The sequence below is a fragment of the Streptomyces sp. NBC_01431 genome, assembly GCF_036231355.1.
In the GTDB taxonomy this organism is placed as follows: Bacteria; Actinomycetota; Actinomycetes; order Streptomycetales; family Streptomycetaceae; genus Streptomyces.
Window position 1 is genome coordinate 2,993,112 of record NZ_CP109496.1, and the last position, 22,533, is coordinate 3,015,644.

Annotated in this window: 18 protein-coding genes; 6 read left to right on the forward strand and 12 right to left on the reverse strand. The window is 68.0% G+C overall.

Translation table 11 applies throughout. The features are described from left to right. Positions 1-58: 58 nt before the first annotated feature. Complete coding sequence (locus OG522_RS13600; protein ID WP_329463234.1) at positions 59-253, reverse strand: DUF2304 family protein; 195 nt, start codon at positions 251-253, stop codon at positions 59-61. Positions 254-447: 194 nt separating this feature from the next. Here OG522_RS13600 and OG522_RS13605 point away from each other — a divergent pair, with 194 nt between their 5' ends. The 6 genes from OG522_RS13605 to OG522_RS13630 all read left to right on the forward strand — a co-directional run bounded on the left by OG522_RS13605 (position 448) and on the right by OG522_RS13630 (position 9,109). After that, the gene (locus OG522_RS13605) at positions 448-2,619 is read left to right on the forward strand and encodes a prolyl oligopeptidase family serine peptidase (protein WP_329463235.1); all 2,172 of its coding nucleotides are present in this window, start codon (positions 448-450) and stop codon (positions 2,617-2,619) included. Between the two features lie 344 nt (positions 2,620-2,963). After that, entirely contained in the window at positions 2,964-4,001 is a 1,038-nt protein-coding gene (locus OG522_RS13610; RefSeq protein ID WP_329463236.1) for an ABC transporter permease, read from the forward strand. 29 nt (positions 4,002-4,030) lie between these two features. After that, positions 4,031-5,812 (forward strand): ABC transporter substrate-binding protein, encoded by a 1,782-nt coding sequence (locus OG522_RS13615; RefSeq protein ID WP_329463237.1) that lies wholly within the window; start codon positions 4,031-4,033, stop codon positions 5,810-5,812. 70 nt (positions 5,813-5,882) lie between these two features. Then, positions 5,883-6,860 (forward strand): ABC transporter permease, encoded by a 978-nt coding sequence (locus tag OG522_RS13620; RefSeq protein ID WP_329463238.1) that lies wholly within the window; start codon positions 5,883-5,885, stop codon positions 6,858-6,860. 29 nt (positions 6,861-6,889) lie between these two features. Next, positions 6,890-7,957 carry an ABC transporter ATP-binding protein gene (locus tag OG522_RS13625; protein WP_329463239.1) on the forward strand — a complete coding sequence of 356 codons (1,068 nt, stop codon included), beginning with the start codon at positions 6,890-6,892 and terminating at the stop codon, positions 7,955-7,957. Between the two features lie 21 nt (positions 7,958-7,978). Beyond that, positions 7,979-9,109: an ABC transporter ATP-binding protein gene (locus tag OG522_RS13630; protein WP_329463240.1), complete on the forward strand. Its 1,131-nt coding sequence runs from the start codon at positions 7,979-7,981 to the stop codon at positions 9,107-9,109. A gap of 319 nt (positions 9,110-9,428) precedes the next feature. On the opposite strand, the gene OG522_RS13635 is transcribed toward OG522_RS13630, so the two are convergent. From OG522_RS13635 to OG522_RS13685, 11 genes are all read right to left on the reverse strand, one after another. Further along, positions 9,429-10,469: an ABC transporter ATP-binding protein gene (locus OG522_RS13635; protein ID WP_329463241.1), complete on the reverse strand. Its 1,041-nt coding sequence runs from the start codon at positions 10,467-10,469 to the stop codon at positions 9,429-9,431. Beyond that, complete coding sequence (locus tag OG522_RS13640) at positions 10,462-11,436, reverse strand: ABC transporter ATP-binding protein (RefSeq protein ID WP_329463242.1); 975 nt, start codon at positions 11,434-11,436, stop codon at positions 10,462-10,464. The genes OG522_RS13635 and OG522_RS13640 overlap by 8 nt, the downstream gene beginning before the upstream one ends. A gap of 11 nt (positions 11,437-11,447) precedes the next feature. Continuing rightward, positions 11,448-12,422 carry an ABC transporter permease gene (locus tag OG522_RS13645; RefSeq protein WP_329463243.1) on the reverse strand — a complete coding sequence of 325 codons (975 nt, stop codon included), beginning with the start codon at positions 12,420-12,422 and terminating at the stop codon, positions 11,448-11,450. Beyond that, positions 12,415-13,338, reverse strand: a complete 924-nt coding sequence (locus OG522_RS13650; RefSeq protein ID WP_329463244.1) for an ABC transporter permease — start codon at positions 13,336-13,338, stop codon at positions 12,415-12,417. Before OG522_RS13650 ends, OG522_RS13645 begins: the two co-directional genes overlap by 8 nt. Before the next feature lie 81 nt (positions 13,339-13,419). Next, a complete protein-coding gene (locus OG522_RS13655; RefSeq protein WP_329463245.1) occupies positions 13,420-15,048 on the reverse strand; it encodes a peptide ABC transporter substrate-binding protein in 1,629 nt (542 codons plus the stop codon). 116 nt (positions 15,049-15,164) lie between these two features. Continuing rightward, on the reverse strand, positions 15,165-16,169 hold the full coding sequence (locus tag OG522_RS13660) for a GNAT family N-acetyltransferase (RefSeq protein WP_329463246.1): 1,005 nt from the start codon (positions 16,167-16,169) through the stop codon (positions 15,165-15,167). Between the two features lie 96 nt (positions 16,170-16,265). Continuing rightward, the gene (locus OG522_RS13665; protein WP_329463247.1) at positions 16,266-17,417 is read right to left on the reverse strand and encodes an ABC transporter ATP-binding protein; all 1,152 of its coding nucleotides are present in this window, start codon (positions 17,415-17,417) and stop codon (positions 16,266-16,268) included. Next, on the reverse strand, positions 17,410-18,465 hold the full coding sequence (locus tag OG522_RS13670) for an ABC transporter ATP-binding protein (RefSeq protein ID WP_329463248.1): 1,056 nt from the start codon (positions 18,463-18,465) through the stop codon (positions 17,410-17,412). The genes OG522_RS13665 and OG522_RS13670 overlap by 8 nt, the downstream gene beginning before the upstream one ends. A gap of 17 nt (positions 18,466-18,482) precedes the next feature. Then, entirely contained in the window at positions 18,483-19,412 is a 930-nt protein-coding gene (locus OG522_RS13675; RefSeq protein ID WP_329463249.1) for an ABC transporter permease, read from the reverse strand. A gap of 31 nt (positions 19,413-19,443) precedes the next feature. Further along, a complete protein-coding gene (locus OG522_RS13680) occupies positions 19,444-20,367 on the reverse strand; it encodes an ABC transporter permease (protein WP_329463250.1) in 924 nt (307 codons plus the stop codon). Between the two features lie 172 nt (positions 20,368-20,539). Continuing rightward, on the reverse strand, positions 20,540-22,192 hold the full coding sequence (locus OG522_RS13685) for a peptide ABC transporter substrate-binding protein (protein WP_329463251.1): 1,653 nt from the start codon (positions 22,190-22,192) through the stop codon (positions 20,540-20,542). Positions 22,193-22,533: the final 341 nt, after the last annotated feature.

The following is a 22,533-nucleotide window of genomic DNA, read 5'->3' on the forward strand; positions in this document are numbered from 1 at the left end:
GCCGCCGCCGCGCTCGGCGCCGCCCGCCTACGGCCGGGATCGGTCCCTGGCGGCTGTTTCAGAACTTGATCCCGCCGATCATCCCGGCCACGTTGCTGGTGACTTGACTGATGGTGGGGGCGATGGAGGAACTCGCCAGGTAGAAGCCGAGCAGCATGCAGACCACCGCGTGTCCGGCCTTCAGCCCGGATTTCCGGACCAGCAGGAAGACGACGATCGCCAGCAGCACCACCGCCGAAATCGAGAGTGCCACGGCGGTTCACCTCCATCTGTTCCAGTGGTCGGACGGGCCGGACCCAGCAGTGCGCACACAGCAGCAAGTTCATACCCACTCAGCGCTACGGATCATAACTTTCCGTGGGAACGCATTGATCGGGGCACAGGCGCACGAGGGGCGCACGCACCGCGCGCCCGGCGGCCCAGACCGGGGAGGACTAGGTTCCCCTCATGACGACCACCGCATCCAGGCACCCAGAGGCCCCCGGGGCGCTCTCCTTCCCCCGGCACTCGGCACGCACTCAGCGCTTCACGCTCGGTGCGCCCCGCGCCTTCACCATCGCGCCGGACGGCGAGCGGGTCGTCTTCCTGCGCTCGGCCGGCGGCACCGAGCGCAGCAACCGGCTCTGGGTGCTCGACCTGGCAGGGGGCGCCGCGGAACGGCTCGCGGCCGACCCGGACGCGCTGCTCGGCGGACGCGGCGAACGGCTCTCCGCACAGGAGCGCGCCCGGCGCGAGCGCAGCCGGGAGGGTTCGGCCGGAATCGTCGCCTATGCCACCGACGCGGCCGTGGAGCTCGCCGCGTTCGCCCTCTCCGGGCGGCTGTTCACCGCCGAGCTGCGCGCCGGGACCGCCCGCGAGCTGCCGGCGCGGGGCCCGGTGCTCGACCCCCGCCCCTCCCCCGACGGCCGCCACGTGGCGTATGTGGCGCGGGGTGCGCTGCGGGTCGTCGGCGCGGAGGGCGAGGACGACCGGGCGCTCGCCGAGCCCGAGTCACCCGAAGTGACGTACGGACTCGCGGAGTTCATCGCGGCGGAGGAGATGTCCCGCTCGCGCGGCCACTGGTGGAGTCCCGACTCCGACCGGCTGCTCGTGGCCCGCGCGGACGAGAGTGACGTGCGCCGCTGGTGGATCGCCGACCCGGCCAACCCCGGCGAGGAGCCGGCGCGGGTCGCCTATCCGGCGGCCGGCACGCCCAACGCCGAGGTCCGCCTCTTCCTGTACGCCCTCGACGGCGCCCGCACCGAGATCGTCTGGGACCGGGCCCACCACCCCTATCTCGCCCGGGTTCACTGGTCCGCGGACGGCGCGCCGCTGCTGCTCGTCCAGTCCCGGGACCAGCGCACCCAGCTCCACCTCGCCGTGAACCCGGAGACGGGCGCGACCCGCACCGTGCATGTCGACGAGGACCCCGACTGGCTCGAACTCCTTCCGGGCGGCCCCGCCTGGGCACCCGACGGCCGTCTCGTGCGCATCGCCGATGAGGGCGGGGCGCGTGTCCTCGCGGTGGGCGACCGGACCTTTACCGGGCCGCAGTTGCAGGTCAGGGCGGTGCTCGACATCGGCGACAGCGACGTGCTGATCTCCGCGTCCGCGGGCGAGAAGGCGAGTGCGGCCGCCGCGGGTGCTCCCGAGACCGGCGAGATCCATGTGTACCGGGTCAATGAGCTGGGTACTGAACGCGTCTCGGACGGTGCCGGAGTCCACTCGGCCGTACGGTCCGGCGCGGTCACGGTGCTGAGCTCCGCCCGGCCCGATCGGCCGGGGACGGTCGTGCGGGTGCTCCGGGACGGCAGGGAACTGGTCAAGATCGCCTCGTACGCCGATGAACCGCGCCTCGCGGTGCGGCTTCGGCTGACCCAAGGGGGCGCACGGCGGATCCCGTGCGCCGTCCTGCTTCCGGCCCACTACCAGGAGTCGGACGGGCCGCTGCCCGTACTCATGGATCCGTACGGCGGACCGCACGGACAGCGGGTGCTGGCCGCCCACAACGCACACCTCGCCTCGCAGTGGTTCGCGGACCAGGGCTTCGCGGTGGTGGTCGCCGACGGCCGCGGCACCCCGGGCCGATCCCCCGCCTGGGAGAAGGCGATCCGGGACGATTTCACCCTCGCGCTCGACGACCAGATCGAGGCGCTGCACGGCCTGGCGGGCGCGTACCCGCTGGACCTCGGCCGGGTGGCGATGCGGGGCTGGTCCTTCGGCGGCTATCTGTCAGCGCTGGCCGTGCTGCGCCGGCCGGACGTCTTCCACGCGGGGATCGCGGGGGCGCCGGTGACGGACTGGGAGCTGTACGACACGCACTACACGGAGCGCTACCTCGGCCTGCCGTCCTCGAATCCGGACGTCTACGCCGCCAACTCCCTTGTCTCAGCGGGCGAGTTGACGCAGGCCGTCGCCCCGGCCCGCCCGCTGATGGTCATTCACGGCATGGCGGACGACAACGTGGTGGTGGCGCACACCCTGCGGCTGTCCTCGGCGCTGCTCGCCGCGGGCCACCCGCACGAGGTCCTTCCGCTGACCGGCGTGACGCACATGACGCCGCAGGAGCAGGTGGCGGAGAACCTCCTGCTGCTCCAAGTCGACTTCCTGCGCCGCTCGTTGGAGCTCCCCCGGAAGTAGGCGCGACGGCCGGCCGGGACGCACGATGCGGCCCGGCCGGCCCACGGCACCCGCACGGCCGTACGGTGCCCAGAGTGGCGCGTCCGCATATCGGTGATGTGGCGATCAAGTTGCGTGCACGTTACGGAAATTGATGGACATTTAACATCAGATTCCGCAATTGCCCGAAGGCTGTCAAGCACGCGGCCGCACCAAAGAAAGAAATCTTCCGCCAAGTTAATCGATGAGTTCACCTCGGCCTGCGCAAAACCCTTGACGCACACCGCCGCACGCATGAATGTTCCGATCGACAAAAGACGCCAAGCGGCGCTGCTGAATCCTTCCGGTGCGGGGGGCAATGCGAAATGACGAGTTCCACAAGAGCTGCCATGGAGCCAACCGATCCACTCCCCGGAGAGGACGGTGCCCCAGCAGCGGCCGACGGTATCGAAGTAAAGACGAGCGAACTCGTCGGACGCTCACCCGGGCGTCTCGCATGGATCAGGTTCAAACGCGACAAGGTCGGAATCCTGTGTGCCTTTACGGTGCTCGGATTCATCCTGATCGCGCTGGCCGCTCCACTCATCTCGAAGCTGTACGGCAAAGATCCCTATCAGCTCTATGGGCAGGACCGCGGGCTGCTGAACAGCTACGGCATCCCGCTCAAGCCCAACGGCGGGATCGACGGCGACTTCTGGTTCGGCCTCGAACCGAGGCTGGGCCGCGACGTCTTCACGCTGCTGATCTACGGCATCCGCACCTCGCTGCTCATCGCCCTCGCGGTCACCGTGGTCGCGGTGGTCATCGGGGTCCTGGTGGGGCTGGTCCAGGGGTACCTGGGCGGCCGGACCGACTACTTCCTCGGCCGGTTCTCGGACCTGATGCTGTCGTTCCCGCAGCAGCTGTTCTTCATCGCCTTCACCCCCGTGATCGTGGCTCTGTTCGTCTCCCCCACCGACGAGGAGCCGACCTACGTCCGGGTGGTGGCGCTGATCCTGGTGCAGCTGGTCCTCGGCTGGATGACGATCGGGCGGCTCATCCGGGCCCAGGTGCTCTCGCTGCGCGAACGCGAGTTCATCGAAGCGGCCCGGCTCAGCGGGGCCTCGGGCTGGCGGATCATCCGCAAGGAGCTGCTGCCCAACATCTGGTCGACGGTGCTGGTGCAGGCGACGCTGCTGCTGCCGGTCAACGTCACCGCCGAGGCGGGGCTCTCCTACCTCGGTGTCGGGGTCCACAGCCCCACTCCGGACTGGGGCCTGCTCTTCCAGTCCGGAGCGACGTACTACGACTCCGATCTCACCTTCATGTTCTTCCCCGGCATCGCGATGGTCGTCTTCGTCGTCGCGTTCAACCTGCTCGGGGATTCGGTCCGGGACGCTCTCGACCCCAAGACCGTGCGCTGAAGTCCGATCATCCTGACAGGCAGGAATCCATGAGAATAAACAAGGCGCGCCAGGTTTCCGCGGTTCTGGCGGTGGGGGCACTGGCACTGACCGCCGCGTGCAGCAGCGGCGGGGCCGGCGACACCGGCAAGGGTGCCGACTCGGGCAAGAAGGCCGAGGTGCAGAACTTCGGCGTGGGCACCAAGGCCGACTCCACCGGCCCGGCCGTGGCGGTCGACGGCGCGAAGTCCGGCGGCACCGCCTACAGCCTCGACCAGGCCGGCTTCGACTACCTCGACCCGGGCCAGCAGTACGTGAGCGACCAGCTCTCGGTGCAGCTGCTCTACAACCGCTCGCTCACCGGCTACAAGATCGACCCGAAGACCGGCAAGACGGTCGTCGTCGGCGACCTCGCCACCGACGCCGGCACCCCCTCCGACGGCGCGAAGACCTGGACGTACACCCTGAAGGACGGGGTGAAGTTCGAGGACGGCACGCCGGTCACCACCAAGGACATCAAGTACGGCATCGAGCGGCTCTTCGCCGACTACCAGACGCAGGGACCGCAGTACGTCCAGAAGTGGCTCTACGGCGCCGACTACCGCAAGAAGTACGCCGGTCCCTACGACGGCAAGGAGATCCCGGACGCGCAGATCGCGACCCCCGACGACAAGACGATCGTCTTCCACTTCCTGGAGCCGCACGCGGACACCCCGTACGCGATGGCGATGCCCAACATCTCGCCGGTCCCCAAGGCCAAGGACGACAAGCAGAAGTACAACAACCACCCGGTCTCCACCGGCCCGTACAAGATCGCCGACTATCAGCCGGGCAAGTCGCTGTCCTTCGTGCGCAACCCCAACTGGGACCCGAAGAGCGACCCCATCCGCAACGCCTACCCGGACAAGTGGCAGTTCCAGCTCGGCATCCAGGAGCCGGGTCTGACCAACCGGCTCGCCGCCGACACCGGCACCGACAAGTACGCCATCAACATGGCGAACTCGGCGGATCCGTCGAAGATGCAGACCCTCACCTCGGACCCGCAGTACAAGAGCCGGACGGTCAACGAGTACCAGCCCTACGTCGAGGTGTTCAATCTCAACACCAAGCGGATCACCAACCCGAAGGTCCGCCAGGCGCTGGCGTACGCGTTCCCGATGCAGCAGGTCCAGCAGGCGTTCGGCGGTGGCGCGCAGGGCGACCTCGGCACCACGCTGCTCAGCCCGACCGTGGCCGGCTGGCAGAAGTTCGACCCGTTCGGCAAGCTGACCAAGCCCATGGGCGACCCCGAGAAGTCGCTGGCACTCCTGAAGGACGCCGGCGTCACCACCCCGTACAAGATCTCGCTGGCGTACGCGAACACCCCGCGCTGGGACAACGTCACGCTGACCATCCAGAAGGCGCTGGAGAAGGCCGGGTTCACGGTCGAGCGCAAGGCCATCGACCCGACCTCGTACTACACGGTGGTCGGCAAGGTGGACACCCCGTACGACATGTACCGCACCGGGTGGGGCGCGGACTGGCCCAACGGCTCGACCGTCATCCCGCCGACCATGGACGGACGCAACCTCGCGGACGGCACCAACAACTACTCGTTCCTGAACGACCCGAAGGTCAACTCCGAGATCGACCGCATCAACCAGATCACGGACCTGCCGCAGCAGGCCGCGCAGTGGGAGAAGCTCTCCGAGTACGTGCTCCAGACCGACACGTCGCAGATCCCGTTCGTCTTCGACAAGTACTTCAACCTGTACGGCTCCGGTCTCGGCGGCGTCACCTACAACGAGATCTACGGATCGATCAACCCGAACACGATCTTCGTGAAGCAGTAGCAGATGCGGCTCGGTTTCCCCGGCCCCGCGTCGGGCCGGGGAAACCGCATAGCGACGGAAGAGTCAGCCGATGTTCCGTTTCCTCGTGCGCCGCGTGCTCGGTGCCGTGGTCATCCTGCTGTTGATCAGCATGATCACCTATTTTCTCTTCTTCTTCCTGCCCTCCGACCCGGCGCTGCTTTCCTGCGGAAAACAATGCGATCCACAGAATGTCGCCCTGATCCGCAAGAACCTCGGCCTCGACCTGCCGATCTGGACGCAGTACTGGCATTACATGGTCGGCATATTCGCCGGCCGCCACATGCCGATAGGGGACTGCCCCGCGCCCTGCTTCGGCTATTCCTTCGCCAATCAGCAGCCGGTCTGGGGCACGATCGCCGACAGCTATCCCACCACGCTGACGCTGGCCGTCGGCGGCTCGGCGGTCTTCCTCACCATCGGCGTCTCGCTCGGCCTGGTCTCGGCCTGGCGCCAGGGGACCGTCTTCGACCGGATCGCCAGCTCCGCCTCGCTGCTCGGGCAGTCGGTGCAGATCTACTTCATCGGCCCGCTGGCCATCCTGTTGTTCTCCACCAAGCTGGGCTGGCTCGACCGGGGCCACGACGTGGACTGGGCGCACGACGCCTGGGGATCGGTCACCGGGATGATCCTGCCGTGTCTGGTCCTGTCGGTGATCTTCTGGTCCAACTACAGCCGACAGACCCGGTCGTTGATGGTGGAGCAGCTCTCCGAGGACCACATCAGGGCGGCCCGCGCCAAGGGCATGTCATCCCGCTACGTCTTTCTGCGGTACGCGCTGCGCGGCGCGATGGCCACCATCATCACCATCTTCGGCGTGGACCTGAGCGCGGTGCTCGGCGGCGCGATCATCACCGAGGTCACCTTCGGTCTGCACGGCCTGGGGCTGCTCTCGGTGGAGGCCGTCCTGCGCAGCGACCTGCCCCTTGAGATGGCCGTGATGCTCATCGGCGCCACCCTGATCGTCGTCTGCAACATCGTCGTCGACCTGGCGTACGCCTTCATCGACCCCCGGATCCGGCTCACTTGAGGCCCGCAGACCCACAGGAGAACCGCCCCGTGTCCACCTTGAGCCAGACCGCCGCCGAACCGGCCGCCAAACCGGCCCCCTCCTTCCTCTCGGTCCGGGACCTGTACGTCCACTTCGCCACCGAGGACGGCACCGTCAAAGCCGTCGACGGCCTGTCCTTCGACCTGGAACGCGGCTCGACGCTCGGCATCGTCGGCGAGTCGGGCTCCGGCAAGTCGGTGACCAACCTCGCGATCCTGGGTCTGCACAACCCGCGCAACACCACGATCCAGGGCGAGATCCTGCTCGACGGGCAGGAGTTGACCGGCGCCACCGAGCGTCAGCTGAACCGGCTGCGCGGCAAGAAAATGGCGATGATCTTCCAGGACTCGCTGGCCGCGCTCTCGCCCTTCTACACGGTGGGCCGGCAGATCGCCGAGCCCCTCATGAAGCACACCGGTGCCTCCCGCCGCGAGGCGCGGGCGCGGGCCGTGGACATGCTGCGCAAGGTCGGCATCCCGCAGCCGGAACTGCGGGTGGACGACTACCCACACCAGTTCTCCGGCGGCATGCGCCAGCGGGCGATGATCGCGATGGCGCTGGTCTGCGACCCGGAGCTGGTGATCGCCGACGAGCCCACCACCGCGCTCGACGTGACGGTCCAGGCGCAGATCCTCGACCTGCTGAAAGACCTCCAGCAGGAGACCGGCGCGGCGATCATCATCATCACCCACGACCTTGGAGTGATCGCCAAGACCGCCGACCAGGTGATGGTGATGTACGCGGGCCGCTGCGTGGAGCGCGGCACCGTCAAGGAGGTCATGCACCGGCCCCAGCACCCCTACAGCTGGGGGCTGCTCAGCTCCATCCCGAGGCTGGACTCATCCGTGGAGAGCCCGCTGGTGCCGATCCCCGGCGCCCCGCCGAGCCTGCTCGCCCCACCGCCCGGCTGTCCCTTCCACCCCCGGTGCGACTTCACCGACCAGGTGGCGGGCGGGGCCTGCCGCAGCGAACGGCCCGCCCTCCCCGAGGATCAACGACGCGGCTCCGCATGTCATTTGACGGGCGATCAGAAGCAAGCGATCTTCGCCGAGCAGATCCGCCCCCGGCTGCGCTGACAAGGATGCGGGACAATCGCCATGAGTGAGAAAGCCACCAGCGTCGCCAATCCGCACGCCGCGGCACCCGGGCCCGCCACGACGGGCCCCCTGCTCGAAGTGACCGGCCTCGCCAAGTACTTCCCCATCACGATGGGGTTCCTCATCAAGCGGCACGTCGGCGACGTGCGCGCGGTGGACGGGATCGACTTCAGCATCGGACGCGGCGAGACGCTCGGCCTGGTCGGCGAGTCCGGCTGCGGCAAGTCGACCACCGGACGCCTGGTCACCCGGCTCCTCGAACCCACCGCCGGGAAGGTCGTCTACGCAGGACAGGACATCACCCACGCCTCCCGACGGACCCTCGCGCCCATCAGGTCCGAGATCCAGATGATCTTCCAGGACCCGTACGCCTCCCTCAACCCGCGCCAGACGGTGGGCGACATCGTCGCCAACCCGATGGTGGTCAACGGCATCAAGCCGCCGGGCGGTGTCGAGCGCCGGGTCCGCGAACTCCTGGAGACCGTCGGCCTGAACCCGGAGCACTACAACCGCTTCCCGCACGAGTTCTCCGGCGGCCAGCGTCAACGCATCGGCGTGGCACGGGCGTTGGGGATGGAACCCAAGCTGATCGTGGCCGACGAACCGGTCTCGGCGCTCGACGTGTCGATCCAGGCGCAGGTGGTCAACCTGCTCCAGCAGCTCCAGCGGGAGCTGGACATCGCCTTCCTGTTCATCGCCCACGACCTGGCGATCGTGCGGCACTTCTCGCAGCGGGTCGCCGTGATGTACCTGGGCCGGATCGTCGAGGTCGGCGACCGCGACTCCATCTACCAGCGCCCGCGCCACCCGTACACCCACGCCCTGCTCTCGGCCGTGCCCGAGGCCGTGGTGGACGAGGAGGGCGAGGGCCGCGAGCGGATCCGGCTGGCCGGCGACGTGCCCTCACCGGTCAACCCGCCGTCCGGCTGCCGGTTCCGCACCCGCTGCTGGAAGGCGCGGGACAAGTGCGCGGCCGAGACGCCCCCGCTGGTACGCATCGAAGGCAACCGGGAGGGCCACCTGACGGCATGCCACTACCCCGAGGAACCGACGGTCACGGCGCGGGACGAGGACGTCGTCCTCGATCCCGCTCTCGCCGCGATCGAGGAGGCGACGGACACCACCCGTTGACCCGAGTTCGTAGTGCCTCCGCTCGGACCGGGGCCCGCGCCCGCACACCCCAGCGACCACCGCGGCCGCGGGCCCCGACATTCAGAGGCGACGGCGAGCGCTGAGGGGCGCGAGCCCTGCCGTCGGCTGCCGACAGCACCATGCCCCGTGAGGCAACGGCGAAGCCGAGCACTCCAGGGGCGCGAGGCACTGCGCGAACAACCCCCACCGGCCCGCAGTCAAGAACGGGGCCAGGGGCGCGGGGAACTGCGCGACCAGCCCCCACCGGCCCGCGGCCGAAGAGGGGGCCAGGGGCGCGGGGAACTGCGCAAAAAGCCCCCTACCCCCGATCGGCATCCGGCGGCACAACCCGTTTCTCCTCCGCGAAGTGGCACGCCGAGGGGTGATGGGCCGGCCCCGAGGCCAGCCGGAACTCCGCCGGCACCGCGAGCAACGGCACCTCCAGCGCGCACCGCTCCCGCGCCTTCCAGCAGCGCGTCCGGAAGGGACAACCGGACGGCGGGTTCGCGGGCGAGGGCACGTCACCGGTCAGGATGATCCGCTCGCGGTGCACCCGCGCCGTCGGGTCCGGCACCGGCACCGCCGAGAGCAGCGCCTGCGTGTACGGGTGCGTGGGGTGGTCGTAGATCTCCTCGTCGCGGCCGATCTCGACGATCCGGCCCAGGTACATCACCCCCACCCGGTCGGAGATGTGCCGCACGATGGACAGGTCGTGCGCGATGAAGACGTACGACAGCGCGAACTCGTTCTGGAGGCGGGCCAGCAGGTTCACGACCTGGGCCTGGACGGAGACGTCGAGCGCGGAGACCGGCTCGTCCGCGACGATGATCTCCGGCTGGAGCGCGAGGCCACGGGCGATGCCGATGCGCTGGCGCTGGCCGCCGCTGAACTGGTGCGGGTAGCGGTTGATGTACTCCGGGTTGAGCCCCACCACGTCGAGCAGGTCCTGGACCTTCGCCCGGCGGTTCCCCTTCGGGGCCACCTCGGGGTGGATCTCGTACGGCTCCCCGATGATGTCGCCCACCGTCATGCGCGGGTTGAGCGAGGTGTACGGGTCCTGGAACACCATCTGGATGTTGCGGCGCACCGCCTTCAGGGCCTTGCCCGACATCTCGGTGATGTCGTCGCCCTTGTACTTGATCTGCCCCGAGGTCGGCCGTTCCAGGTTGACCAGCATCTTGGCGACCGTCGACTTGCCGCAGCCCGACTCGCCCACGATGCCGAGCGTCTCGCCGGCCGCCAGGTCGAAGGAGACACCGTCGACGGCCTTGACCGCGCCGACCTGCTTCTTGAACAGGATGCCCTGGGTCAGCGGGTAGTGCTTGACCAGATCCCGGACCTCCAGAATGGCCTCAGCCATCGAGGGTCTCCTTCCAGAAGAAGCACGCGCTCTGCCGGTCCTCGGCCACCTCGAACAGCGGTGGCACCTCGGTGCGGCAGATGTCCTGGGCCATCGGGCAGCGCGGGTTGAAGGCGCAGCCCGGCGGGATGTGCATCAGGTTCGGCGGCAGGCCCTTGATCGCGTACAGCTCCTGGCCCTTCTGGTCCAGGCGCGGGATCGACTCCAACAGGCCCTTGGTGTACGGGTGCGCGGGGGCCTTGTAGATCTCGTGGACCGGGGCCTGCTCGACGATGCGGCCCGCGTACATGACGGCGATCTCGTCGGCGACGTCGGCGACCACTCCGAGGTCGTGGGTGATCAGGATGAGCCCCATGTTCAGTTCCCGCTGCAACTCGGCAAGCAGGTCCATTACCTGGGCCTGGACGGTGACGTCGAGGGCGGTGGTCGGCTCGTCCGCGATGATCAGCGAGGGCTCAAGGGCCATCGCCATGGCGATCATGATGCGCTGGCGCATGCCGCCGGAGAACTGGTGCGGGTACTGGCCCACGCGCTCCTTCGCCGCCGGAATCCGCACCCGGTCCATCAGCTCGACGGCCTTGGCCCTGCCGTTCTTGCGCGACATGCCGCGGTGGACGGTGAACATCTCCGCGAGCTGGTCGCCCACGCTGAGCACCGGGTTCAGCGAGGACAGCGCGTCCTGGAAGATCATGGCCATCCGGGAGCCGCGGATCTTGCGCCGCTCGTCCTCCTTGAGCCCCAGCAGGTCCTGGCCCTGGAAGATGATCTCGCCACCGGCGATCCGGCCGGGCGGCATGTCCAGGATGCCCATCACGGCCTGCGCGGTGACCGACTTCCCGGAACCGGACTCGCCGAGGACGGCCAGCGTCCGGCCCGCGTCCACCGAGTAGTTGACCCCGTTGACGGCCTTGGCCACCCCGTCCCGCGTCTTGAACTCCACCTGAAGATCACGCACTTCGAGCAGCATGGTCGCTCTCCTCAACGCAGCTTGGGGTCGAGGGCGTCGCGCACCGCGTCGCCGAGCATGATGAACGCGAGCACTGTGATCGCCAGCGCTCCGGCCGGCCAGAGCAGCATGTGCGGGGCGTTGCGGATGTACGGGGAGGCGGCCGAGATGTCGATGCCCCAGGAGACGGTGGGCGGCTTCAGGCCGACGCCGAGGTAGGACAGCGTCGCCTCCAGGGCGATGAAGGTGCCCAGCGCGATGGTCGCCACGACGATGACGGGGGCGACGGCGTTGGGCGCGATGTGGCGGAGCAGCATCCGGGAGTTGGAGGCGCCGAGCGCGCGGGCCGCCTGGACGTAGTCGTTCTGTTTGGCGGTGATGACCGAGCCGCGCCCGATGCGGGCGATCTGCGGCCAGCCGAGCAGGATCATGAAGCCGATGACCGGCCAGACGGTGGTGGAGGTGATCACGGACAGGAAGACCAGGCCGCCGAGAACCACGGGGATACCGAAGAAGATGTCGGTGACGCGGGAGAGCAGCCCGTCCCAGCCGCCGCCGAAGAACCCGGCGAGCCCGCCGACGACCGAGCCGAACAGGGCGACGCCGATGGTGGTGCACACGCCGACGGTGACCGAGGCGCGGGCGCCGTACACGGTCCGCGTGTAGACGTCGCAGCCCTGCCCGTCGTAGCCGAAGGGGTGGCCGGGCGCGGAGCCCTGCTGTGCCTTGGCGAGGTCGCACTGGAGCGGGTTGCCGGAGGCGATCAGCTGCGGCCAGATCGCGATGACCACCAGGAAGACGATGACCAGGCCCGAGATGATGAAGACGGGGTTGTGGCGCAGGTCGCGCCAGGCGTCCGACCACAGCGAGCGGGGCTTCTCGGAGGGTCCAGTGCCGAGCGGGCCGCCGGGGGTCCGCTCCAGCGTCGTGGCCTCGCTCGCCGCGAGGTCCATCGCGCCGCCGGCCCCCGTCGCGGCGATCGCTGAGTCTTCGTACGGCTCAGGCATAGCGGATCCTCGGGTCGAGTACGGCGTACAGGAGGTCGACGATGAGGTTGGCGACCAGGAAGACCAGCACGAGCACCGTCACGAAGCCGACCACGGTCTGGGTGCTCTGGCGCAGGATGCCCTGGTAGAGCTGGTAGCCGACGCCGTGGATGTTGAAGATCCGCTCGGTGACGATCGCGCCGCCCATCAGCGCGCCGACGTCGGTGCCGATGAAGGTGACGACGGGGATCAGCGAGTTGCGCAGCAGGTGTCTGGTGATCACCCGCCGTCGCGGCAGGCCCTTGGCGACCGCGGTGCGCACGTAGTCCGCGCGGGAGTTCTCGGCGATCGAGGTGCGGGTGAGGCGGGTGACGTACGCCAGCGAGACGGAGGCCAACACGAGCCCGGGGATGAGGAGTTCGTTGAACGGGGCGTCCGAGGAGACGGTGGGTTTGATGACGCCCCATTCGACGCCGAGGAGCAGTTGGAGCAGCAGTCCCGTCACGAAGACGGGGATGGCGATGACGACGAGCGTCAGCATCAGGACGCCGGTGTCGACGGGTCGGCCGCGGCGCAGCCCGGTGACCACGCCGAGGGTGATGCCGATGACGATCTCGAAGAGGATCGCCACGATGGTCAGCCGGATGGTGACGGGGAAGGCGGCGGCCATCAGCTCGGTCACCTTCTGCCCGTTGAACGCGGTCCCGAAGTCGCCGGTGAACACGTTCCCCATGTACGTCAGGTACTGCTGCCACACCGGCTTGTCGAGGCCGAACTCCTTCTTGAGCTGGGCGGTGGTGGCGGGGTCACAGGCCTTGTCGCCGCAGAGCCCGGCGATCGGGTCGCCCATCACGTTGACCATCAGGAAGATCAGCAGCGTGGCACCGATGAAGACCGGGATCATCTGGAGCAGACGCCGGATCACGTACCGTCCCATGGGGCCCTCCGGGGGTCGTCGGAACTGGCAAGGCGCGCGGCCCGGCGCCGCACCGGGCGCCGGGCCGTCCGCCTCGCGGCGTCAGCTGACCTTGATCTGGTCGTAGACCGGCACGCTGAACGGGTTCAGCGAGACGTTGGAGAGGCGCTCGGAGTAGCCGGCGCTGCCGTTCTGGTACCAGAGCGGGATGGCCGCCATCTGGTCCCGTACGACCCCTTCGGCCTGCTGGAAGTCGGCGACCGCCTTCGCCTGGTCGGTCTCGGCGTTGGCCTGGTCGACCAGCTTGTCGAAGTCGGCGTTGGTCCACTTGCCGTCGTTGGAGGAGGCGCCGGTGTAGTACAGCGGCTGGAGGAAGTTCTGGATCAGCGGGTAGTCCATCTGCCAGCCCGCCCGGAAGGGGCCGCTCATCTTGGACTGGGTGATCTGGCTGCGGAAGTCGGCGAAGGTGCCGACCGGTCCGCCGACGCAGGCCTTGTCGTTGCCCAGCACGTTGTTGACGCTGTTGCAGATGGCGTCGACCCATTCCTTGTGCGAGCCGGTGTCCGCGTTGTACGAGATCTTCAGCTGGCCGCCGGGGATGCCGCCGCCCTCAGTGATGAGCTGCTTCGCCTGGGCGGGGTCGTAGTCGCAGGCCTTGCCGCAGAGCCCGGCCTTGTAGCCGCCGGCCGCGCCGAGCACCGGCGAGGTCCAATCGGTGGCGGGGGTACGGGTCTTCTGGAAGATGGTGTCGGTGATCTGCTGCCGGTTGATCGCCATCGACAGGCCGGTGCGGACCTTGACCGCGCCCGGGGTGTTCCAGCGCGCGTCGTAGTACGGGAAGGCGAGAGTCTGGATGATCCCGGCGGGGGTGTTGATGTACCGGCTGCCCAGGTCGGCCTTGACGTTCTTGAGCTGGGAGGCGGGCACGTCGTCCACGAGGTCGAGGTTGCCGGCGGTCAGGTCGGTGTAGGCGGTGTTGTTGTCGGTGTAGACCTTGAGGTCGATGCCGCCGTTCTGCGCCTTGTCGTCGCCCATGTACCCGGTCCACTTGCGCATCGACAGCTTGGAGCCCTTGGTGTACGAGTCCACCAGGTACGGGCCGTTGCCGATCGGCTTGGACAGCCAGGCCTCGTGGTTGTCGAAGAACGCCTGGGGCAGCGGCGCGAACGCCGGGTAGCCGAGGGTGTCGGGCCAGGTGGAGAACTTCTGGTTGAGCTTGACCGTGAAGGTCTTGTCGTCGACGACTTTCAGGCCCGACATCGTGTCTGCGGTCGGGCTGCCGCTCTTGGGGTGGATCTGGGCGTATCCGTCGATGTAGGAGAACATCGACGCGTTCTTCTGGTTGTTCTTCAGGTTCGCGCCGTAGTTCCACGCGTCCACGAAGGACTTGGCGGTGATCTTCTCGCCGTTGGAGAAGGTCCAGCCGTCCTTCAGCGTGACCTTGAAGTTCTGCGAGTCCGAGGTCGTGATGGAGTCGGCGAGCATGTTCTTGGCCTCGCCCGTCTTCGGGTCGTACCGCTTGAGCCCGCGCATCAGCATGTCGAGGACCTTGCCGCCCTGGACCTCGTTGGTGTTGGCGGGTTCGAGCGGGTTCTGCGGGTCGCCCCAGGACGAGCTGACGATCCCGTTGGCACCACCGCCGCCACCGCCGCCACCGCCACCGCAGGCCGAAGCCGCCAGGGCGACGACCACCGCGCATACGGCCCACTTGGCGTGCGTGGCTCCGCGCATGGAGTCCTCCTAGAGTGCTGCCTCGGGTCCTCGGTCTCGCTTAGGCCCAAATATCACCCTAGGTACGCACATGGCGCACTTTTAAGTCCGCCGGACGGAATAGTGCTCCGTACGGCTCAGCGGATCGAGCTGCCGGGCGCCGGATCCGTCGAGAGGCGGGCGTGCTGGTGCATGTCGTGGAAGGTGCCGGCGGGGGTGGCCGGCAGATAGCCGCGCGAGATGCCCTCGTACGCGTAGCCGCAGCGTTCGGCCACCCGGCACGAGGAGTCGTTGCCGATCGCGTGGCCCAGGTCGATGCGGTGCAGCCCCACGGTGTCGAACGCCCAGGCGGTCAGCAGGTTCACGGCGCCGGTCACCGCACCGCGCCCGCGTGCCTCGGGCAGCAGCCAGTAGCCGATGCCCGCGTGGCCCATGGGCAGGAAGATGTTGTGCAGCGCGACGCTGCCGAGGGGGGCGCCGGTGTCCGCGTCGGCGACGCAGTAGGGGGCGAACCTGCCGCCCGCCCAGCGCTCGGCGGCCCGGTGGATGAACGCGCGGGCGCCCGCCACGTCCAGCGGCTCGACGGGCGGGCCCCAGCGCGTCACTTCGGGATCGTTCAGGCCGCGCATCACCGCGTCCACGTCCGCGTCGTCGTCCCGCCAGGCCCGCAGCCGCAGCCCGTGCCCGGTCAGCTCCTGGAAGCGCAGCGGGGCCTCCCCCTCCCCCACCGGCCGGGGGTTGGCGCTCTGCTCATCTCGGGCGGCGGACACGACCAGTTCGACCTCGAACCCGGCGGCGTTCTCCAGATACGCGGCGCAGTGCGCGGGGCCGCCGGCGAAAGGGTGCCGGTCGGGGAAGAGGAGGGTCCAGCCGTGCTCGGGCGCCGCTTCGACCAGGGCGTCGAGGGCGGCCCGGCCGCTGACGTGGAAGGCGAGGTGGTTGAGGCCGGGCCGGGTGCGCTCGTGCGAGGCCGAGGTCTGCGCCGGGGAGCGCTCCACCACGACGTAGGTCCGGCCCAGGAGCCAGCTGCGGCCGGCCTGCCAGTCCTGGTACGGGCGGTAGCCGAGGCTCTCCAGGAGCCAGCCCCAGGATTCCCTGGCCCCTTCGAGTTCGGGCACCCACAGCTCGACGTGGTGCAGCATGCGCGACAACTCCCTTACAAGCGGCGGCAGTTGGAAAAACGGCCGGGCCCGTGGTCCGCTCCGGATCGGAGGCGAACCACGGGCCCGGCCGTGACGTCACGCGGCGCCGACGACGTCCTTCTCCTCGGCGAAGTGACAGGCCGACTCGTGCGCGGCCGGGGTGTCCTGTCCCACGAACTGCTCCGGGACCGCGAGCAGCGGCACCTCGGTGGCGCAGCGGTCCTCGGCCTTCCAGCAGCGGGTGCGGAAGCGGCAGCCCGACGGCGGGTTGGCCGGCGAGGGCACGTCACCGGTGAGGATGATCCGCTCGCGGTGCTCGCGGGCCTCCGGGTCCGGGACCGGGACGGCCGAGAGCAGCGCCTGGGTGTACGGGTGGGTCGGGTGCTCGTAGATCTGCTGGTCAGTGCCGATCTCGGCCATCTTGCCGAGGTACATCACACCGACCCGGTCGGAGATGTGCCGGACGATCGACAGGTCGTGCGCGATGAAGATGTAGGAGAGGTTGAACTCGTTCTGGAGGTTCTCCATCAGGTTGATGACCTGCGCCTGGACCGACACGTCAAGCGCGGAGACCGGCTCGTCGCAGATGATGATCTCGGGGTTCAGGGCCAGGCCGCGGGCGATGCCGATGCGCTGGCGCTGACCGCCGGAGAACTGGTGCGGGTACCGGTTGATGTACTCCGGGTTGAGACCCACGACGTCCAGGAGCTCCTGGACCTTGCGCCGCCGGTCGCCCTTCGGGGCCACCTCGGGGTGGATCTCGAACGGCTCCCCGATGATGTCGCCCACCGTCATGCGCGGGTTGAGCGAGGTGTACGGGTCCTGGAACACCATCTGGATGTTGCGGCGCACCGCCTTCAGGGCCTTGCCGGACAGCTTGGTGATGTCCTGGCCCTTGTAGAAGACCTCGCCGGCGGTCGCCTGCTCCAGGAGCATGAGGACCTTGGCGACGGTCGACTTGCCACAGCCGGACTCGCCGACGATGCCGAGCGTCTCGCCCTGGAAGAGGTCGAAGGAGATGCCGTCGACGGCCTTGACCGCGCCGATCTGCTTCTTGAACAGGATGCCCTGGGTCAGCGGGAAGTGCTTGACCAGGTTGCGCACCTGAAGGATCGGCTCGCCTCGGTCGACGGGCGCCTCAATGGCGGCTACGGCCTCCGCCTCGGTGGCCGCGTCGACCGCTTCCACCTCGGTGGTGTTGGGGGTGGCGTCGTCCACGGCGTCGTCCCTCTTGTTCATGTCAGCCATGGATCTGCTCCTTCCAGAAGTGGCAGGCACTGCCGCGACCGACCAGCTCGGTGCCGTCCCGCTCGGTCACCGACAGGAGCGCCGGGACGTCGGTACGGCAGATGTCCTGCGCCTTGGGGCAGCGCGGGTTGAAGGCGCAACCCGACGGCGCCTTCAGCAGGTTGGGCGGCAGGCCCTTGATCGCGTACAGCTCCTGGCCCTTCTGGTCCAGGCGCGGGATCGAGTCGAGCAGACCGCGCGTGTACGGGTGCGCGGGACGCTTGTAGATCTCGTGGACCGGGGCCTCCTCGACGATCCGGCCCGCGTACATCACGGCGATCTTGTCGGCGACGTCGGCCACCACACCCAGGTCGTGGGTGATCAGGATGAGACCCATGTTGTACTCGCGCTGGAGGTCCTGGAGCAGGTCCATGACCTGGGCCTGGACCGTCACGTCGAGCGCCGTGGTGGGCTCGTCCGCGATGATCAGGTCGGGCTCCAGGGCCATCGCCATGGCGATCATGATGCGCTGGCGCATACCGCCGGAGAACTGGTGCGGGTAGTCGTTGACCCGGCTGCGGGCAGCCGGGATCTTCACCCGCTCCATGAGCTCGATGGACTTGGCCTTGGCGTCCTTCTTGGACATGCCCTGGTGGACGCGGAACATCTCGCCCAGCTGGTTGCCGACGGAGAACACCGGGTTGAGCGCGGACAGCGCGTCCTGGAAGATCATCGCCATCTTCGGGCCGCGCAGCTTGCGCCGCTCGCTCTCCGGGAGCTTCAGGATGTCCTGGCCCTGGAAGATGATCTCGCCCTTGGCGACCCGCCCGGGGGGCGAGTCGAGGATGCCCATGATGGCCTGGGCCGTCACGGACTTGCCGGAGCCGGACTCGCCGAGCACGGCGAGCGTCTCACCGGACTTGACGCTGTAGTTGACGCCGTTGACGGCCTTGACGATGCCCTCTCGGGTCTTGAACTCGACGTGCAGGTCACGTACGTCGAGCACCGGGCTGTCGCTGTCGCCGGCCCGCTGGCCCGGCACTTTCGCGGTCACGTGTGCAGTGGTCATGTGGTGGTGCCGCCCTTCTAGCGCAGCTTCGGGTCAAGGGCGTCGCGGAGCCCGTCACCGACGAATACGAAGCCAAGAACCGTCAGCACGATCGCGATGCTGGGGTAGGTCCACAGGTAGTCCTTGACGCCCATGAAGTCCTTGGCGGCGGCCAGCATGTTGCCCCACTCCGGGGTCTCGGGGCTGACGCCGACGCCCAGGAAGGACAGCGACGCCTCGGCCACGATGGCACCGCCGACGTTGAAGGCGGCGTACGCCATCACGGCGGCGATGGAGTTGGGGATGATGTGCCGCACGATGATCCGCGAGGTGCTCGCGCCCAGGGCTCGGGCGGCGTGCACGTAGTCGGCCTCTCGGACCGAGAGGATCGAGCTGCGCAGCAGTCGGGAGACCGTCGGCCACGAGAACACGGCCAACGAGATGATCACCGGCATCACGCCACGGCCCATCACGATGATGATCACGATGGCGCCGATGAGCAGCGGGAAGGCGAAGAAGACGTCGGCGATGCGCATCAGGACCGAGTCGGTGGCGCGGCCGAAGTAGCCGGCCAGCGAACCCACGATGATGCCGATGAGGCAGGCCAGGAAGATCGACGCCAGGCCGACGACCACGGCGATGCGGCTGCCGTAGATGATGCGCGAGAACTGGTCGCGGCCCAGCGCGTCGGTGCCGAGCCAGTGCGAACCGCCCGGCGACTGCAGCGTGTTGGTGAGGTCCTGGTGGTACGGGTCTGTGGGCGAGATCAGCGGAGCGAAGATCGCGACGAGGAACAGCAGGCCGACCAGTACGAGGCCGACGACGGCCAGCTTGTTGGCGAGGAAGCGGTGGCGGATCTCGCCCCACTGCGTGACGCGGGCGATGGCGGGTTCCGCCTCGGCCTTCGCGCCGCTCGCCGGAGCGGTCGCGCCCCCCGCCGACTCTGCGCTCTTGGTGAGCTCAGTCATGGGTGTGACTCCTAGAACGGGCTGCCTGGGATCAGGCGAGACGGATGCGCGGGTCGAGGACCGCGTACAACAGGTCGACGATCAGGTTCAGCAGCACGAACACGGCGACGCCGAAGGTCACCACACCGATGATGATCGGGTTGTTCTGCTGCTGTACCGCGGTGACCAGGGCGAGCCCGATGCCGTCCCAGTTGAAGATCGCCTCGGTGATGAGGGCGCCACCGAGCAGCGTGCCGAAGGAGATACCCAGGTAAGTGACGACCGGGATGATCGAGTTGCGCATGACGTGCTTGAAGAGCACGGTCCGCTGCGGCAGACCCTTGGCGATGGCCGTCTTGACGTAGTCGGCCCGCAGCACTTCGAGCATGGTGCCGCGCATGAGTCTCGCGACGAGTGCGGCGTCGAGGATGGCGAGCGTGAAGGCGGGCAGGATCAGCGACTTCATCGTGCCGTCGGAGATCAGCGGGACCCATTCCAGCTGGACCACGAAAACCTTCTGCAGCACCATGCCGATGACGAACGACGGGAAGCCGACCGCCATCGTGGTCAGCAGCGTGATCAGCACGTCCCAGAAGGAGTACCGGAACAGCGCGGCGATGAGTCCGGCCAGCAGGCCGATGACGATGTCGATGACGATGGCCGCGACGGCCAGCTCCGCGGTATTGGCCAGCTTGGGCTTCAACACCTCGGTCACCGGGCGTCGTTGGGTGAAGTCCTCACCCAGGTCACCCTTGGCCAGGTTCTGGACGAAGTGGCCGTATTGAACGGGGAGCGGGTCGTTCAGCCCGTACCTCTCGCGAAGCTGCTCCACGACGGCGGGGTCGCGCGCCTTGTCACCGCCGAGCGAACCGACCGGGTCGCCGGGGAGGACGAAGAGACAGCAGAAAAGAACAATCGTCGCACCGAAGAGGACGACCACCATCTGCCCGAGTCGCCGGATCACGTATCTGCCCACGATGCCTCCTTCACTTACTGAGCGTGGGGGTTGGCGGCTTCATCCGATCGGGAGAGTGGCCGCGGCGGGCGCCGGTCCGAGGGGGTGCGCCCGTGACTGAGCGAAGGTCGTGGGGATCGAAGAAGTGCTCCGACCCCCACGACCTTCGCCTACCTGCTATGAGGAGGTTGTGTTACTTCGACGCGATCTCGGCGAGATTCGGGTTCTCGAAGAAGTCCAGCTGCACGTTGGTGAACTTCGTCGTGTTGGCCAGACGGAACTGGGTGCGCTTCCACAGCGGGATGAGGCCCTGGTCCGTGTCGACGGCGAGCTTCTCGGCCTGCTGGTAGACCTTGGCGCGGGCGGCCGGGTCCTTGGTGCCGCGGGCCTGCGTGATCAGCTGGTCGAACTGCGGGTTGGTGTAGCGACCGCGGTTGTCACCCAGCGCCTTGCCCGTCTTCGGGTCGGCGTTGATCGAGCCCGAGTCGAGCAGCGGGTACAGGAAGTTGTCCGGGGTCGGGTAGTCCGCGCCCCACGCCGAACGCCACAGGCCGGTCGTCGCCTTGTCCTGCTGCTGGGACAGCGCCTCCTTGAACGGCTTGCCGTTCAGCTTGACGTTGAGGCCGAGGACGTCCTTCAGCTGCTGTGCGACAGCCTGGACCCACTCCTCGTGACCCGCGCCCGTGTTGTAGCCGAAGTCGAGCTCGGTGCCCGGCGTCAGGTTGCCCTTGGCCGCGTACTCCTTGGCCTTCGCCGGGTCCTGCTTCACGCAGGAGGTGCAGACACCGTCCTGGTAGGTGTCCGCGAAGGACGGCGGCAGCACGGAGGTCGCGGGCTTCTGCATGCCCTGGAAGACGCCCTTGGCGATGGCCGCACGGTCGATCGCGTACGAGATCGCCTTGCGCGCGTCGGGGTTGCTGAGCGGACCGGCCTGGTTGAAGGCGACCAGGTAGTTGATACCGCTGGTGTCGGCCTCGATCCATTCCTTCTTCGGCTCGAACTTGGCCTTGGCCACCGGCATCTGCGGGGTGGGCATACGGGCCCAGTCGAACTGGCCCGACTGGAAGCCCTGGTACTCCAGGGTGACGCCGTTGGCCGAGTTGAGGATGGAGATCTCAACCTTGTCGAGCTTGGCCTTGGTCAGACCGTAGTCGTCGTTGCGGACGAGCGTGATCGCCTTGTTGTGCTCCCACGAACCCTGCATCTTGAAGGGGCCGTTGCCGATCGGGGCGTCGTTGTACGCCTTGTTGCTCGCGGCGCCGGCGACCTTCGGGACGGGGCTGAAGACCGTGTGCACGGTCTTCTTGTCGAACTCGAAGTCGGGGGCGGACAGCTGCACCTTGAGGGTGTTGGCGTCCGGCGCGGTCAGGCCGCTGAACTTGTCGCTGGTGCCGCCGTTGAGCTCCTTGTAGCCCTCGATGCCTTCCATCGGGTAGGCGACGTCGGAGGCGGAGGCCTTGGCCGCGACACGGGTCCAGCCGCGGATGAACGCCTCGGCGTCCACCACTTCGCCGTTGCTGAACTTGGTGCCGGGCTTGATCTTGAACGTCCAGGTCTTGCCGTCGTCGCTGGTCGTCACGGACTCGGCGAGCTGCGGAATGAGCTTGCCGTCCGGCGTCGCGTTGTACAGCCCCGTGAAGAGGTTGTGCGCGACGAGGCTGCCCTCGGACTCCTGCGCGTTGAAGGGGTCGATGGCGACCGGCTCGGTGATACCGAGTCGGAACGTGCCGCCGTCCTTCCCGGCCCCGCTGTTGCTCTTGTCCCCGCCGCCACCGCCACAGGCGGTCGCAGCCAGGGCGATGATTGCCGCTCCCGCGACCCACTTGGCGCTCGTAGCACCACGCATGGGTTCCTCCTCATGAGTCCACTTGTCACTACAAGAGAGGCACTTCTACGCGCGCTGACACCCCTGACAGCGCTATTACGTCAAGTGCCCCGAGTGTGCTCGTGAGTCGGCACTCCCCACAGTGCGTGACCCATTGACCCGAGCTCAATGGAGCCAACTATTAAGTACGGCCGGGCTGTAAACCACACTTAAAGGGTCTCGTTTTGACAACATCAGCATCGGGCAACGGCCCGAAATCCGGACAAAATGAGCACAGACAGACACACCCGAAACGGACCGTTAACACATCTTCCGGAGAGCGACGGTCGATATCCGAACAGGATGGCCGTTAAAACAACTTG

Coding starts and splice junctions, on each gene's coding strand:
- OG522_RS13605 (WP_329463235.1), top strand. CDS start 448: ATGACGACCACCGCATCCAGGCACCCAGAGGCCCCCGGGGCGCTCTCC.
- OG522_RS13610 (WP_329463236.1), top strand. CDS start 2,964: ATGACGAGTTCCACAAGAGCTGCCATGGAGCCAACCGATCCACTCCCC.
- OG522_RS13615 (WP_329463237.1), top strand. CDS start 4,031: ATGAGAATAAACAAGGCGCGCCAGGTTTCCGCGGTTCTGGCGGTGGGG.
- OG522_RS13620 (WP_329463238.1), top strand. CDS start 5,883: ATGTTCCGTTTCCTCGTGCGCCGCGTGCTCGGTGCCGTGGTCATCCTG.
- OG522_RS13630 (WP_329463240.1), top strand. CDS start 7,979: ATGAGTGAGAAAGCCACCAGCGTCGCCAATCCGCACGCCGCGGCACCC.
- OG522_RS13635 (WP_329463241.1), bottom strand. CDS start 10,469: ATGGCTGAGGCCATTCTGGAGGTCCGGGATCTGGTCAAGCACTACCCG.
- OG522_RS13640 (WP_329463242.1), bottom strand. CDS start 11,436: ATGCTGCTCGAAGTGCGTGATCTTCAGGTGGAGTTCAAGACGCGGGAC.
- OG522_RS13645 (WP_329463243.1), bottom strand. CDS start 12,422: ATGCCTGAGCCGTACGAAGACTCAGCGATCGCCGCGACGGGGGCCGGC.
- OG522_RS13650 (WP_329463244.1), bottom strand. CDS start 13,338: ATGGGACGGTACGTGATCCGGCGTCTGCTCCAGATGATCCCGGTCTTC.
- OG522_RS13655 (WP_329463245.1), bottom strand. CDS start 15,048: ATGCGCGGAGCCACGCACGCCAAGTGGGCCGTATGCGCGGTGGTCGTC.
- OG522_RS13660 (WP_329463246.1), bottom strand. CDS start 16,169: ATGCTGCACCACGTCGAGCTGTGGGTGCCCGAACTCGAAGGGGCCAGG.
- OG522_RS13665 (WP_329463247.1), bottom strand. CDS start 17,417: ATGGCTGACATGAACAAGAGGGACGACGCCGTGGACGACGCCACCCCC.
- OG522_RS13670 (WP_329463248.1), bottom strand. CDS start 18,465: ATGACCACTGCACACGTGACCGCGAAAGTGCCGGGCCAGCGGGCCGGC.
- OG522_RS13675 (WP_329463249.1), bottom strand. CDS start 19,412: ATGACTGAGCTCACCAAGAGCGCAGAGTCGGCGGGGGGCGCGACCGCT.
- OG522_RS13685 (WP_329463251.1), bottom strand. CDS start 22,192: ATGCGTGGTGCTACGAGCGCCAAGTGGGTCGCGGGAGCGGCAATCATC.